Source organism: Bradyrhizobium sp. ORS 285, assembly GCF_900176205.1.
Classification (GTDB): domain Bacteria; phylum Pseudomonadota; class Alphaproteobacteria; order Rhizobiales; family Xanthobacteraceae; genus Bradyrhizobium.
Genome location: NZ_LT859959.1, coordinates 1,409,932 through 1,425,632, shown reverse-complemented (window position 1 = coordinate 1,425,632; position 15,701 = coordinate 1,409,932). Strand labels below are relative to the sequence as shown.

General features: G+C 64.7%; 8 protein-coding genes. 6 read left to right on the top strand and 2 right to left on the bottom strand.

Going from position 1 to position 15,701, the window contains the following annotated elements:
• Nucleotides 1-75: 75 nt before the first annotated feature.
• The 5 genes from treS to treY are packed head-to-tail and all read left to right on the top strand — an operon-like array spanning nt 76 to nt 12,166.
• Nucleotides 76-3,381, top strand: coding sequence for a maltose alpha-D-glucosyltransferase (gene treS, locus BRAD285_RS06275; protein WP_006614016.1), 3,306 nt, complete (start codon nt 76-78; stop codon nt 3,379-3,381).
• Nucleotides 3,378-5,516 (top strand): 1,4-alpha-glucan branching protein GlgB, encoded by a 2,139-nt coding sequence (glgB, locus tag BRAD285_RS06270; protein WP_006614017.1) that lies wholly within the window; start codon nt 3,378-3,380, stop codon nt 5,514-5,516. The genes treS and glgB overlap by 4 nt, the downstream gene beginning before the upstream one ends.
• 4 nt (nt 5,517-5,520) lie before the next feature.
• Nucleotides 5,521-7,596 carry a glycogen debranching protein GlgX gene (gene glgX, locus BRAD285_RS06265; protein WP_006614018.1) on the top strand — a complete coding sequence of 692 codons (2,076 nt, stop codon included), beginning with the start codon at nt 5,521-5,523 and terminating at the stop codon, nt 7,594-7,596.
• Entirely contained in the window at nt 7,593-9,359 is a 1,767-nt protein-coding gene (gene treZ / locus BRAD285_RS06260; RefSeq protein WP_006614019.1) for a malto-oligosyltrehalose trehalohydrolase, read from the top strand. Before glgX ends, treZ begins: the two co-directional genes overlap by 4 nt.
• Before the next feature lie 2 nt (nt 9,360-9,361).
• Entirely contained in the window at nt 9,362-12,166 is a 2,805-nt protein-coding gene (gene treY, locus BRAD285_RS06255) for a malto-oligosyltrehalose synthase (RefSeq protein ID WP_006614020.1), read from the top strand.
• Here the strand turns inward: treY and BRAD285_RS06250 are convergent, their stop codons facing one another.
• Nucleotides 12,167-12,478: a polyhydroxyalkanoic acid system family protein gene (locus BRAD285_RS06250; protein ID WP_006614021.1), complete on the bottom strand. Its 312-nt coding sequence runs from the start codon at nt 12,476-12,478 to the stop codon at nt 12,167-12,169. It abuts the gene before it with no gap.
• A gap of 171 nt (nt 12,479-12,649) precedes the next feature.
• On the opposite strand from BRAD285_RS06250, the gene BRAD285_RS06245 reads away from it, so the two are divergent.
• Nucleotides 12,650-12,814, top strand: a complete 165-nt coding sequence (locus BRAD285_RS06245) for a DUF3309 family protein (RefSeq protein WP_006614022.1) — start codon at nt 12,650-12,652, stop codon at nt 12,812-12,814.
• 68 nt (nt 12,815-12,882) lie between these two features.
• Here the strand turns inward: BRAD285_RS06245 and ligD are convergent, their stop codons facing one another.
• Nucleotides 12,883-15,606 (bottom strand): DNA ligase D, encoded by a 2,724-nt coding sequence (gene ligD / locus BRAD285_RS06240; protein ID WP_006614023.1) that lies wholly within the window; start codon nt 15,604-15,606, stop codon nt 12,883-12,885.
• Nucleotides 15,607-15,701 lie beyond the last annotated feature (95 nt).

Sequence of the window (15,701 nt, the reverse complement as noted above, 5' to 3'; positions counted from 1 at the left end):
GCCGCATCTGGCGGCGCCGGCGCGCCTCCGACCACAGCCGATCCCTTCTTCTTCTCTCTTCGGTGTGAGGGCTTCATGAACGTGATGTCATCCCCGGACGCCCCGAGCCTCCAGACCGAGACCGATGGCGACGGCCTCTGGTACAAGGACGCGATCATCTACCAGTTGCACGTCAAGGCGTTCGCCGACAGCAACAATGATGGCATCGGCGACTTCGCCGGCCTCACCGAGAAGCTCGATTATCTGCAGGACCTCGGCGTCACCGCGCTGTGGCTGCTCCCGTTCTATCCCTCGCCCGGCCGTGACGACGGCTACGACATCGCCGATTACGGCAGCATCAATCCCGATTTCGGGACGATGAAGGAGTTCAAGCGCTTCATCCAGGAAGCGCAGCGCCGCGGCCTGCGCGTCATCACCGAGCTCGTGGTCAACCACACTTCGGACCAGCACCATTGGTTCAAGCGCGCGCGCCGCAGCCCGCCCGGATCGAGCGCGCGCAACTGGTATGTCTGGAGCGACACCGACCAGAAATATCTGGGCACACGCATCATCTTCACCGACACCGAGAAGTCGAACTGGACCTGGGATCCCGAGGCCGGCCAGTTCTACTGGCACCGCTTCTTCTCGCACCAGCCGGACCTGAACTTCGACAATCCGCGGGTGGTCAACGCCATCATCCAGGTGATGAAGCGCTGGCTTGATGCCGGCGTCGACGGCTTCCGGCTGGACGCCATTCCCTATCTCTGCGAGCGCGACGGCACCAACAACGAGAATCTCCCCGAGACGCACGCCGTCATCAAGCGCCTGCGCGTCGAGCTCGATAATTACGCCAAGGACAAGCTGCTGCTGGCCGAAGCCAATCAGTGGCCGGAGGACGTGCAGGAATATTTCGGCCAGGGCGACGAATGCCACATGGCCTATCACTTCCCGCTGATGCCGCGCATCTACATGGCGATCGCGCAGGAGGATCGTTTCCCGATCACCGACATCCTGCGCCAGACGCCGGATATCCCTTCGAGCTGCCAATGGGCGCTGTTCCTGCGCAATCATGACGAGCTGACGCTCGAAATGGTGACGGATGTCGAACGCGATTATCTGTGGTCGACCTATGCCAACGATCCGCGCGCGCGCATCAATGTCGGAATCCGCCGGCGGCTGGCGCCGCTGATGGACAATGATCGGCGCAAGATCGAGCTGATGAACTCGCTTCTGATGTCGTTCCCGGGCACGCCGATTATCTATTACGGCGACGAAATCGGCATGGGCGACAACATCTATCTCGGCGACCGCAACGGCGTCCGCACGCCGATGCAGTGGACGCCCGACCGCAATGGCGGCTTCTCGCGCGCCGACCCGGCCCGGCTGTACGCGCCGATGATCATGGACCCGGTCTATGGCTACGAGGCCGTCAACGTCGAGGCGCAGTCACGCAGCCTGTCGTCGCTGCTCAACGCCACCAAGAAGTTGATCTCGGTGCGCAAGTCGACGCTTGCCTTCGGCCGCGGCACCATGACCTTCATCCGCCCGGCAAACCGCTCGGTGCTGGCCTATGTGCGGCAGTACAAGGACGAGGTCATCCTCTGCGTCGCCAACCTGTCGCGCTCGGCGCAGGCGACCGAACTCGATCTCTCCGCATTCAAGGATCGCATTCCGATCGAAATGCTCGGCCGCTCGCGCTTCCCCGCGATCGGCGAGCTTCCCTATATGATCACGCTGTCGCCTTACGGCTTCTACTGGTTCCAGCTCAAGGAGCGCGACAAGTCCGAGCCGGTCGTTCAGCGCGCCGTACCGGAATTCGAGACGCTGGTCGTGCCGCTCGGCTCGACCTGGGTATCGCTGGCGCGCACCCGCAGCCTGTTCGAGCGCGACGTGCTGCCCGGCCACCTCGCGCGCACGCGCTGGTACCCCGAACGCGCGCCGGAGACGATTCATCCGACGCTGACGTCAGCGATCCCGTTCTGCGACATCGGCGACAATCGGCCGTGGCTGATCTTCTTCAAATCCGCCGAACGCAAGGACGAGCTGCGCTACCTCCTGCCGATGCAGATCGAATGGGTCCGCTTCGACCGCGAGCGCTACAATCCGCAGGCCTTCGCAGCCGTCCGCCAGGGTGCCCGCGAGGGCACGCTGCTGGATGCGGCCACCAATCCCATCTTCCTCGCGCTGCTGCTGCGTAATCTCGCGCAGTCGCTGACGGTCGAGGAGAACGGGATACGGCTCGAATTCCGTCCGACCTCGCGCTTTCCCGACAAGCCAATCCGCGAGTCCGAGCAGGTGCGTGTCATCGAGACCGACCGCTGCAGCAGCAAGGCCGTGGTCAACAACGAATTCTTCATCAAGATCTATCGCGAGCTCGAGACAGGCCCTCATCCCGAAATCGATGTCGGCCGCTTCCTCACCGAGATCGTTCACTTCTCCAACGTGCCGCCGCTGCTCGGCAGCGTCGAGGTGATCCAGGACGACGAGCGGCGCACCGTCGGCGCAGTGCATGGCTTCGTCGAAAACCAGGGCGACGGCTGGACCGTCACCGCCGCCTATCTCGATCGCTACATCGACGACCAGCGCGTGTTCGCCGCGAGCGGCGACGAACGGCAGAGCGAGGAGCTGCCGCCCTATCTGCGCTACATGACCCAGGCCGGCCGCCGGGCCGGCGAGCTGCATGCGGCGCTCGCCTCGCGCAGCGACATCGCCGACTTCGCTCCCGAGCCGACCACGACGGACGCCCTCGACCATTGGATCGACCGGCTCCAGGCTCAGGCCGGCCGCATCTTCGCCAGCCTGAGCGAGCGCCGCGATCACCTCAAGGATCCCGAACGGGGACTGGCCGACCAGGTGCTCGCCAAGCGCGGCGAGTTGTCGGAACGGCTCAGCCATCTGATCCCGCCCGGTGTCGCCGGCTGCGACATTCGCCTGCATGGCGATTTCCATCTCGGGCAGATGCTGATCGTCAAGGACGACATCGTCATCATCGATTTCGATGGCGACGAGGAGCAGCCGCTGGCGGAGCGCCGCCGGAAGGCGCCGCCGGCCCGGGACATCGCCGGCTTCCTGCGCTCGATCGACTGCTCCGTTCGGGTCGCGCTCGACCGCGCCATGAGAGCCACCCCGGATGATCACGGCAGGCTTGCTGCGGCGCTCGCAGAGTGGCGCGATCAGGCGACCGCGGCTTTTCTGTCTGGTTATCGCGACATCAGGGCCACCGAGCCGCTGTGGCCGAACGATCCGCGCGCAGCGCAGGCGCTCCTTAACTTTTTCCTGCTGGAAAAAGCGCTCGGAGCACTCGAATATGATCTGGCCCACCGGCCGGATTGGTTGCGCGTCGCGCTGGGCAATCTGCTTCGCGTCCTCTCCGAGTCAGCACCTGCCAGCGAGTCCTCATGACCCATCTTTCTCCCGAGGCGTTTGCGATCATCGAGGGTCGGCATGCCGACCCGTTTCGCTATCTCGGTCAGCACAATGTCGACGGCAGGACCGTCGTGCGCGCGTTTCTGCCGGAGGCCTCCCGGGTCGAGGTCGTGGGCGAGCACGGCGAAGTGGCGCCGCTGGCGCGCATCCATGACGCGGGCCTTTTCACCGGCACGATGTCGTCCATGCAGCGCTACAAGCTGCGCGCCACGTTCGGCGATGCCGTCACCGATTTGGAAGACCCGTATCGCTTCCTGCCCATCCTGAGCGATTTCGACCTGCATCTCCTCGGCGAAGGCAATCAGGAGCGGCTCTACGACAAGCTCGGCGCGCACCCCATGGTGATCGACGGTGTCGACGGGGTCGGCTTCGTCGTGCTTGCGCCCAATGCACGGCGCGTCAGCGTCGTCGGCGATTTCAACTTCTGGAATGCACGACGGCATCCGATGCGGGTGCGCGGCAACGGCTATTGGGAGCTGTTCATCCCGCGCGCGAGGGCTGGCGATCACTACAAGTTCGACATTATCGGCCCGCAGGGCGAGCATCTGCCGCTGAAATCCGATCCGATGGCGTTCGCAGCCGAAATGCGTCCGAAGACGGCCTCGATCGTGGTCGACGAAACGTGCCTGCCGCGGCCGCGCCCGGCGCCGCATGACATCAACAAGCTCAACAAGCCGGTCTCGATCTACGAGGTGCATCTCGGCTCCTGGCGGCGCAAGGACAACAATCAGTGGCTGACCTATCGCGAACTCGCTGAGCAGTTGCCGGCCTATGCGCGCGACATGGGCTTCACCCACGTCGAATTCCTGCCGATCAACGAGCACCCGTTCGATGGCTCCTGGGGCTATCAGCCCACGGGCCTGTACGCACCCACCAGCCGGTTCGGCAGCCCTGAGGATTTCTGCGCGCTCATCGATGCGTGCCATCGCGAGGGCCTGGCGGTGTGGCTGGATTGGGTGCCCGGGCATTTCCCGGACGATCCGCACGGCCTCGGCCATTTCGACGGCACCGCGCTGTACGAGCACGCCAACCCGATGCAGGGCCGGCACCTCGACTGGGGCACCCTGATCTATAATTTCGGCCGCACCGAAGTCGCCAATTTCCTGCGCTCGAATGCGCTGTTCTGGCTCGAGCGCTACGGCATCGACGGCCTGCGCGTCGATGCCGTCGCCTCGATGCTCTATCTCGACTACAGCCGACCATCCGGCGGCTGGATCCCGAACAAATATGGTGGCCGCGAAAACCTCGAAGCCATCGAGTTTCTGCGCCGGACCAATATCGACGTGTTCGGCCACTTCCCGCAGGCCACCACCGCAGCCGAGGAATCCACCGCCTGGCCGCAGGTATCCCGCCCGGTCGACACCGGCGGTCTCGGCTTCGGCTACAAGTGGAACATGGGCTGGATGCACGACACCTTGCGCTACGTCAGCAAGGATCCGATCCACCGCAAATATCACCACGGCGAGATCCTGTTCGGGCTGCACTACGCCTTTTCGGAAAACTTCATCCTGCCGCTGTCGCACGACGAGGTCGTGCACGGCAAGCGCTCGATCCTCGGCCGCATGCCCGGCGACGACTGGCAGCGCTTCGCGAACCTGCGCGCCTATTACAGCTTCATGTTCGGCCATCCCGGCAAGAAGCTCCTGTTCATGGGCTGCGAGCTCGCCCAGGAGCGGGAGTGGAATCACGACACCTCGCTCGACTGGCATCTGCTCGGCGACAAGCGATATGCCGGCATCCAGGCCCTGATCCGCGACCTCAACCACCTCTACCGCAACCAGCCGGCCCTGCACGAGCGCGATTGCGAGCCGGAAGGGTTCGAGTGGCTGATCACCGACGATTCTGACCGCAACGTGTTCGCTTGGGTGAGAAAAGGCTTTGATGACCGCGCCCGCTGCGTCGTGGTCGTGAACTTTTCGCCCAACGTGTATTACAATTACCGGGTCCGCGCGCCGCTCGGCGGCACATGGCGGGAAGTCTTCAACTCCGACTCCTCGCATTATGGCGGCAGCAATGTCGGCAATGTCGGCCAGGTCCATGCCTCTGAAGATCAGCACCTCAACCTCATCCTCCCGCCCATGGCAGCGGTATTTCTCGTCCCGGAAGCCTGATGCGATGCGTCTGGCCGCAGGAAGTCACGCCCGCCTCGGTGCCACCTGGGACGGGCGAGGGACCAATTTTGCCTTGTTCTCCGCCAATGCCGAGAAGGTCGAGCTGTGTCTGTTCGACAGCCAGGGCCGCCGAGAGATCGAGCGGATCGAGTTGCCCGAACGCACCGAGGATGTCTGGCACGGCTACCTCAACGACGTCTCCCCCGGCCAGCTCTACGGCTATCGCGTGTACGGCCCCTACGAGCCGGAGCGCGGCCATCGCTTCAACGCCAACAAGCTGCTGCTCGATCCCTACGCCAAGCGGCTCGCGGGGCGCCTGGTCTGGAGCGATGCGCATTTCGCCTATCGCGCCGGCTCGCCGCGCGAGGACCTCTCCTTCGACCGCCGCGACAATGCCCGCGGCATGCCCAAGGCTGTCGTCATCGACGAGACCTTCAATTGGGGCCGGCGCGAGATGCGGCCGCAGATCCCGTGGGAGGACACGATCATCTACGAGGCCCACGTCAAGGGCCTGACCAACAAGCGCGACGACGTGCCTCCCAATCTACGCGGGACCTATGGCGGGTTGTCGTCGCCGGCGATGATCAAGCATCTCAAGCGGCTCGGCGTCACCACGATCGAGCTGCTGCCGATCCACGCCTTCATCGACGACCGCATGCTGGTCGAGAAGAAGCTGGTCAACTATTGGGGCTACAACACGATCTCGTTCTTCGCGCCGGAGCAACGCTACGCCCAGGACAATCCGCTCGATGCCTTCAGGACCACGGTGGCGCGGCTGCACGATGCCGGCATCGAGGTCATGCTCGACGTTGTCTACAACCACACCGCCGAGGGCAACCATCTCGGGCCGACCTTGTGCTATCGCGGCATCGACAATGCGTCCTACTACTGGCTGAAGCCGGACAATCCCCGCTTCTACGACGACTTCACCGGCTGCGGTTCGTCGGTGAACCTCACGCATCCGCGCGTGCTGCAGATGGTGATGGACTCGCTGCGTTACTGGGTCGAGGTCTGCCATGTCGACGGCTTCCGCTTCGACCTCGCCACCACGCTCGCGCGCGAGAAGCACGGTTTCGACCGGCGCAGCGGGTTTCTCACCGCGATCCGCCAGGACCCGGTGCTGTCCGGCGTCAAGCTGGTCGCCGAGCCCTGGGACGTCGGTCTCGGCGGCTATCAGGTCGGCGCCTTCCCCTCGCAATGGTCGGAATGGAACGACCGCTACCGCAGCGCCATGCGCCGCTATTGGAGCGGCGAAGGCAGCCTGATCGGCGAGGTCTCGAGCCGCATGACCGGCTCGTCCGACATCTTCAACCATGACGGCCGGACCCAGCGCGCCAGCGTCAACCACGTCACCGTCCACGACGGTTTCACATTGGCCGATCTCTTCGCCTACAACAGCAAGCACAACGAAGCCAATGGCGAGGACAATCGCGACGGCTCCAACGACAACCACAGCAACAATTTCGGCCACGAAGGGCCGACCGATGACGTCACGATCAATGCGCGGCGCCGGCAGTCGCGCAAGAACCAGCTCGCCTGTCTGTTCCTCGCGCAAGGCCTGCCGCTGCTGCTCGCAGGCGACGAGGTCGGCAACTCGCAAGCCGGCAACAACAACGCCTATTGCCAGGACAACGAGGTCGGCTGGGTCGACTGGAGCGGCATGGGTCGCGAGGGCGATGATCTGATCGAATTCATCGCGCACATGACCGAGCTGCGCCGCCGCTTCGGCCAGATCCGCGCGCGCCGCTGGCTCGACGGCCGCCGCTCGGATGGCAGTTTCGGCGTGCTCTGGCTGACACCTTCGGCAGAGGAGATGACGCAAACCGACTGGACCTTTCCCGACGGACGATTTCTCGCCTATGTGCTCGCTCCGGTGGAACAGGAGCAGGCTCCGATCTTTATCGTTCTGAACGCGGCCCCCGAAGAGATCGGATTCAAATTGCCCAAGCTCGCCGAAACCAAGATTTGGCAACAGGTTCTCGACACCACCCAAGCCCAGCAGAAGCCGGCCGACTTCGCAGCAGGGACTGACCTGAAGGCGCCGCCCCGCTCGGTTCTGGCGTATGCGGGCCTGTCATGAGCGCACGGCAGTTCGGACCGGAGATCACCGCGAGCGGCACGACCTTTCGTCTCTGGGCCCCCGCCGCCAAGCGGGTCGACCTGGTGCTCGACGGCCGGCACGAGATGCAGCGTCGCGACGGCGGCTGGTACACGCTGGATGTGCCCGGCGTGGGCGCGGGCGCACGCTATAAGTTCCGCATCGACGACGAGCTCGACGTTCCCGATCCCGGTTCCGACTTCCAGCCGGAGGACGTGTCCGGTCCGAGCGAAGTGATCGATCACAGCGCCTATGCCTGGCGCTCGAACGCCTGGCGCGGGCGGCCGTGGCAGGATGCGGTCTTCCTCGAAAGCCATGTCGGCACCTTCACCCGGGACGGCACCTATCGGGCTATGATCGACAAGCTCGATCATCTCGTCGACACCGGCATCACCGCGCTCGAGCTGATGCCGCTGGCGGATTTCGCCGGCTCCCGCAACTGGGGCTACGACGGCGTGCTGCTGTATGCGCCTGACAGCCTCTATGGCCGTCCCGACGATTTGCGCACGCTGATCGACGAGGCGCATCTGCGCGGGCTGATGGTCTTCCTCGATGTTGTCTACAATCACTTCGGGCCGGAAGGAAACTACATCGGCCGCTATGCGCCGACGTTCTTCACCGATGCGCACACGCCATGGGGCAGCGCCATCGACTACCGCAAGCCGGAGGTGCGCGCCTTCGCGATCGAGAACGCGCTGCATTGGCTGACCGACTATCGCTTCGACGGTCTGCGCTTTGACGCCGTGAACCACATCCTCTCCAATGAGGGTGAGATCCCGATGCTGCACGATCTCAGCGCCGCCGTCGGCAAGCTGGTCGAGCAGAGCGGACGGCACATCCATCTCGTGCTGGAGAATGGCGACAATCGCGCCAGCATGCTGGACTCCGCGGAAGAGCCGCCGCGCGGCAAGTTTCGCGCGCAGTGGAACGACGATTATCACCACGTCTGGCACGTGATGCTGACCGGCGAAACGGGCGGCTATTACGGCGACTACCAGCAATCGCCGCGCAGCGGACTGGCGCGTGCGCTCGCCTCCGGCTTCGTCTACCAGGGCGAACCGGCGGCGTTCTGGGGCGGCGATCCCCGCGGTGAGCCGAGCGGTCATCTGGCCCCCGGCGCGTTCGTCAATTTTCTGCAAAACCACGACCAGATCGGCAACCGCGTGTTCGGCGACCGCCTCGAGGCGCTGGCACCACCGGAGGGCATCGCGGCCGCGCTCGCGGTGACCCTGCTCGCGCCGACCGTGCCGATGCTGTACATGGGCGAGGAGTGGGGCTCGAAGCAACCCTTCCCGTTCTTCTGCGACTTCCAGGGCGACCTCGCAAACGCCGTGCGCAAGGGACGCCGCAAGGAATATGAGTGGGCGTACGCCAAGTACGGCGACGATGTGCCCGATCCTCTCGACATCGAGACCTTCAAGTCCGCGATCATCGATTGGGACGCCCGCAACGAGTCGCCCGGCCGTGAGCGCCTCGCATTGGTGCGCGATCTGCTCACCACCAGGCACAAGCACGTGGCACCCCGGCTGCCGGGCGCGAGCTTCGGCAAAGCCGACGTCACCGACGACGGACGCTTGAGCGCGCATTGGGTGATGGGCGACGGCAGTATGCTCCGCCTGCTCGCCAACGTCTCCGACAAGGAGATCGCGGGGGACGCGAGTGCGCGCGCGGGCACGCCGATCTGGGGCGGCACGCCGGGCGATCGTCTGCCGGCCTGGTCGGTGTTCTGGAGCGTTGGAGGATAACCATGCCTCCAGCCATTCCGCTCGCGACCTATCGCCTGCAGCTCACCGCCGATTTCAATTTTGAAGCGGCCGCGCGCGTCGTCCCCTATCTGAAGGCGCTCGGCATCAGCCATGTCTACGCCTCGCCTTTCATGAAGGCGCGCAAGGGCTCGACGCATGGCTACGACATCACCGATCATTCGAAGCTCAATCCCGAGCTCGGCGGCGAGGACGGATTCACCAAGCTGAGCGCGGCGCTGAAGGCGCACGACCTCGGCTTGATCCTCGATTTCGTGCCCAACCATGTCGGCGTGCATTTCGACGACAATCCGTGGTGGCTCGACGTGCTCGAATGGGGCCAGGCCTCGCCGCACGCGGCCTCGTTCGACATCGACTGGGACCAGCTGCCCTATCGCGCGCGCGGCGGCGTGCTGCTGCCGATCATCGGCACCTCCTACGGCCACGCGCTGGAGCATGGCGACATCGAGCTGCGCTACGATCCGGACGAAGGCTCGTTCTCCTGCTGGTACTTCGAGCATCGCCTGCCGATCGCGCCGGAGCGCTATGGCGAGATGCTGCGCATCATCGTCAAGGAGGCCGGCGAGGAGAGCAGCGAGAGCGGCAAGGCGATCCTGGAGCTCGCCTCGCGCTACCCCGGCCTGCGCCGCCCCAACCGCAAGGAAGCGCCCAGCTTCAAGGCAGCCCTCAAAGCCATCCCGGGTGCGGCCGATGTCATCGCCCAGGGCCTGTCTGCCTACAAAGCGGGCGAAGACCGCCCCGCGCAGACATTGGCCCTGCACCATCTGCTGGAGCGGCAGCACTACAAATTGGGCCACTGGCGGCTGGCGTCGAGCGACATCAATTATCGGCGTTTCTTCGACGTCAATACGCTCGCCGGCCTGCGCGTCGAGGATGCCGGCACGTTCGAGGCGATCCACCGACTCGTCAAGAAGCTGATCGCCGATGGCCAGCTGCAGGGGCTGCGGCTCGACCACATCGACGGCTTGCGCGATCCCGCGCAATACTTCCAGCGCCTGCGCCGTCTCATTCGCGACGCGCGCGGACCGGCGGTGGGTCCGTTCTACGTGGTGATCGAGAAGATTCTCTGCGAGCACGAGAAGCTGCCGAGCTTCGCCGGCGTGCACGGCACCACGGGCTACGAGTGGATGAACGTCATCACCCAGCTCCTGATCGACGGCAAGGGGCTGGAGCCGCTCGACGAGATCTGGCGCCAGATCAGCAACAAGCCGCCGAAGCTCGCGCCCGTCATCAAGGAAGCCAAGCGGCGCGTGCTGGAGACCTTGCTGACCTCCGAGTTCACCGTTCTGACGCGCCTGCTCGCGCGAATCGCCAACGGTCATTACTCCACGCGCGACTATTCCGAGGACAGCCTCCGCCAGGCGCTCGAACTCTACGTACTGCACTTCCCGGTCTATCGCACCTATCTCACAAACGCGGGCCCGACCGAGGCCGATCGCAAGCTGATCGACCATGCCATCGCCGGCGCGCGGGCCGAATGGTTCGCGTCCGATGGCTCGATCTTCGACTTCCTGCGCGACGCGCTGACCATGGATCTGATCAAGCGCGACCGCAGCACCACGCATTCCGTCCCGCGCGTCCGCCGCTTCGCGCTCAAGGTACAACAATTCACCGGTCCCATGATGGCGAAGTCGCTGGAGGACACCGGCTTCTACCGCTTCCACCGGCTGCTCGCGCTCAACGAGGTCGGCGGCGATCCGTCGGCGCATGCGATGGCCGTCGGCGACTTCCACAAGCTGATGCAGGCTCGCGCCAAGCACTGGCCGCACGGCATGACGGCGACCGCCACCCACGACACCAAGCGCGGCGAGGATGCCCGCACGCGCCTTGCGTCGCTCACCGAACTGCCCAGTGACTGGACCTCGGCAGTGGCACGCTGGAAGACCATGAACGCACCGCATGTCGTCACCGACGGCACCATGCGCGCGCCCTCGGCGACGTTCGAATACATGCTCTACCATACCCTGGTCGGCATCTGGCCGGTGAGCGGTCCCGACGAGAGCCTTGCCGAACGGCTGCAGGCCTACGCACTGAAGGCGGCGCGGGAGGGCAAGGAGGAGACCAGCTGGCTCAATCCGAACGAGGCGTATGAGAACGGCCTGCGGACGTTCATCGAACGCATTCTCGATCGCGAGCGCTCGGCTGAGTTCCTGCAGTCCCTGGAGACCGTCGCCAAGCGCGTGGCGCTGCTCGGTGCGCTGAACTCGCTGACGCAGCTGACGCTGAAGGCAACCATGCCGGGGGTGCCCGATTTCTACCAGGGCACCGAGTTCTGGGATCTCTCGATGGTCGATCCCGACAATCGCCGCCCGGTCGATTTTGCCGCGCGCGAGCAGGCGCTGCGCGAGAGCGAGGCGCCGGACTGGGCTGCCCTCGCGGACCACTGGCCCGACGGACGCATCAAGCTCGCCTGGACGCGACAGCTCATCAAGCTGCGCAACGAGCTGGCTGCGGTGTTCACGGACGGCTCCTACGAGCCGCTCGAGGTCACTGGCAGACACGCCGAGCACATCGTTGCCTTTGCGCGCCGCCGCGGCCGCGAGGCGGTGATTGTGGTTGTCGCCCGCACTCTGGCGCCGTTCACGGACAGCGGCCGGGTCTGGCCGCATGCGGATGCGTTCGATGCGACTGTGCACCTGCCGGGCTATTCCGCTCCCGCGATCCAGAACGGCGGTCTCCCCGTCTCCGCGCTGTTCACTCACCTTCCGGCCGCGCTGCTCCCAACTCGCGTGGAAAGTTCCTCCAATCCCGGCGTCCAGAAGGCTCCCGCCCTGGCGCCGCAGAGCTGATCAGCTCTTCTTCGTCAGCAACAGCTGTCCGCGGCTGCGGATGGCGTTCTGCGCGACTTCGGCAAAGCGCTGCAGCAGCCAGGGCAGCGTGACCTCGACCTGAACCCGATCCTCGGCCACCTCGACGTGCCCGGACGCCGCCTGGCCGAGCGCACGCACGCGAAAAAACATCTTGTCGCCCTCCCAGCGCTCCTCATCGACGCTGAGCACGGGAAGCGTGCTCGCCGCACGGCTCAGGCCTGATTGTAGCCGGCGCACGGCCTCGTCTTTGCCGAGGCGATGCGGAATGGAAACGACAAGCGGTCTTGACATCGCGATCTCCTGACTAACAACCGTCCTGATGTAGTCACGGCGGATCACGACCGCAAAGCCACACACCCGATTTTACCTGATCCATTCCCGGAACTTTCGAAGTTCCGACCAGTTTCCTCGGCGAAGGCAGAGTGACGCACCGCCCCGCTGCCGGGCTCTGGAGGGAATTACATGTCCATCGGAACGATCATCCTCATCATTCTCATCATCGCCCTGCTCGGCGGCTTCTCCGGCATCGGCGGCGGCCCGTTCTACGGCACGGGCTATTACGGCGGCGGCGGCCTTGGCCTGATCATCGTCATCGTGCTGATCCTCGTGCTGCTCGGACGAATCTAATTCACCTGTGAGACTTCTTCGGGCAGACGTGGCGCAAACCATGTCTGCCCGAACGTCCTAACAACCTCTTACAGTTTGTCCGTCAGCTTCTTGATCGCCGGCTTGATCGCTCCGGCCGCATCATCGTAACCGTCCCACGCCTTGGTTTTCGCGAGCAGCCCCGGCACGGTGCGAACCGTGTAGCGCTTGGGATCGAGCCCATTCTTCACCTGCGCCCAGGTGATTGGCATCGACACCGTCGCGCCCTCACGCGCCCGCGGCGACAGCACCGCGACCGCGGTCGACATCCGGTCGTTGCGCAGATAGTCGAGGAAGATCTTTCCCTTGCGCAGCTTCTTCGACATGTTGAGCAGGTAGTCGTCGGGGCTGTCATTGGCCATCCATTGGCACACCCCCTGCGCAAACGCCTTCGCTTCCGGCCATGTCACCTTGTCGCGCGCGCCATGCAGTAGCGGCGTCACGACGTGCAGGCCCTTGCCTCCGGTGGTCTTGCAGAAGCTCTCCAAGCCAAGCGTCTTCAGCCGCTGCCGCATCTCCTTGGCCGCAGCGATCACCTCCTCGAAGGCGACGTTCGGCGCCGGATCGAGATCGAACACCAGGCGTCCCGGCACATCATACGCATCGGGCGCGCAATTCCACGGATGGAGCTCGACCGCGGCGACCTGCGCCACTGCGATCAGTCCCTCGACGCGATCGATCTGCAGATAGGGTTTCCGATCACCGGACACCTTCACCAGTTCGAGCAGATCGGACATGCCCTGCATGCCGTGGCGCTGAAAAAACCGCTCGCCGCCGATGCCGTCCGGCGCACGCACGATCGAGCACGGCCGCCCCTTGATATGATCGATCATCCAGTCGCCGACGGCTTCCAGATAGTTGGCGAGGTCGAGCTTGGTCACGGGCTCACCGTCGCCGGCGTCCGGCCACAGCGCCTTGTCAGGCTTCGAGATCGCGACGCCCATGACCATCGCCGAACTCTTGGATCGCGACGGTGTCTTGTGCACCGTCGTCCCTCCGGTCGCCACCGTGGCCGCGGCGCGCGCCACCGGCTTCGTCACCTTGGCCTCGACAACCGGCTCCTCAGCGACGACCTCGCGCGCCGGCTTGTCCTGACGCAGTCCCTTGAACGACGCCTGCCTGACGTTGCCGTCTCCGGTAAAGCCGGCGAACTCGATCTCGGCCACCAGTTCAGGCTTGAGCCAATGCACCTCGCGCGCCCCACGCGGCGCGTTCTTGCCGCTGAACGGACTCTTCTCGGCCGCCGCCGCCTTCAGCGCCGGCATGATCTCCTTCACCGTGTCCTGGCCGAAGCCGGTGCCGACAATGCCAACATAAGCGAGGTGATCATCCTTGTTGACGCCGACCATCAGCGAGCGGAATTTGCCGTTGGTGGTCTTCCAGCCACCAATGACCACCTCGTGGCCGGGCCTTGTCTTGGCCTTGGTCCAGCTCTCGGTGCGTCCGGAATGATAGGCGGAATCCAGCTTCTTCGAGACGATACCTTCGAGGTTCAGCTTGCGCGCCGAGTCCAGCACCGCCTCGCCATCGCTCTCGAAATGCTCGACATAGCGGATGCGAGGTGTCTTGCCCTTGATGTTCGCCTTCAGCAGCTTCGCAAGGCGTGCCTTCCGCTCACGAAGCGGCTGACGACGCAGGTCGAACTCCTCGACGAACATCAGGTCGAAGGCAAAGAACACCAGCTCGTCAGTCTGGCCGGCCGAGATCGCGGCCTGCAGCGCGGAGAAGTTCGGATTGCCGTCCTTGTCGAGCGCGACGATCTCGCCATCGATGATCGCATCCGGCAGCTTGGCCGCGGCTTGCGCGATCGCGCCGAACTTTGCGGTCCAGTCGAGACCCTTGCGCGTCTTCAAGGTCGCCTGGCCGTCCTCGACTCGGATCTGCACGCGATAGCCGTCGAACTTGATCTCGTGCGCCCAGCCTTCGCCGCTCGGCGGCGCCGCGACAGAGGTGCAGAGCTCGGGCGGCACGAAGTCCGGCAGCGACGCGACGGTCTTCGGCTCGGCCGTCTTCGTAGCGCGAGGCTTTGCAGTGCTCCCCTTGGCAGCGCTCCCCTTTGCCGCCCCGGCCTTCGGCGATGAGGCCTTGGTCGAAACCTTCGACTTCGCTTCACCTTCGCTGCGGTTCGAGTGCCACACCGCGTCGGCATCCATGCGCTGCGTCTTGGCCAGCATGAACGGCTTCGGGGCCTTGCCCTTGCCGGCCGCGATCTGCTCCATCGAGCGTCCCGACGCGACCGACTTGTCGGCCTCGATGATGTCGTTGGCCTCGCCTTCCCTGGCGAACTCGTCGCGATGCTTGATCAGCAGCCAATTGGTGCGCTTACCGCCGGTTCGGTCGTTGCGCATCCGCACCAGCACCCAGCTGCCATGCAGCTTCTCGCCTTCCAGCGTGAACTTCAGGTCGCCCTTCTTGAAGCCGCGTTCGGGATCTTCGCTCTCCCAATAGCCGCGGTCCCAGAGCATCACCGTGCCGCCGCCATATTCGCCTTCGGGAATGGTGCCTTCGAAATCGCCGTAGTCCAGCGGATGGTCCTCGACCTCGACCGCGAGCCGCTTGTCGTGCGGATCGAGCGACGGACCCTTGGTTACCGCCCACGACTTGAAGACGCCGCCGAATTCCAGCCTGAGATCGTAGTGCAGTCGTGTCGCATCGTGCTTGTGGATCACGAAGCGCGGCCGCGCTGCGGGCGCGACCTTGGCATCGCCGGACGGCTCTGCCGTTTTTTCGAAATCGCGCTTCTTGCGGTAGGTGGAAAGCTTCTTGAGCGCCACGGTCATCCCTCGCGTTCAGCGGTAGCGTAGCAAAGCCGGCGGAGTGGTGAAACCGGCCGATCCGAAGGATAACACCGGGCAAAGTTCCGTGTTCC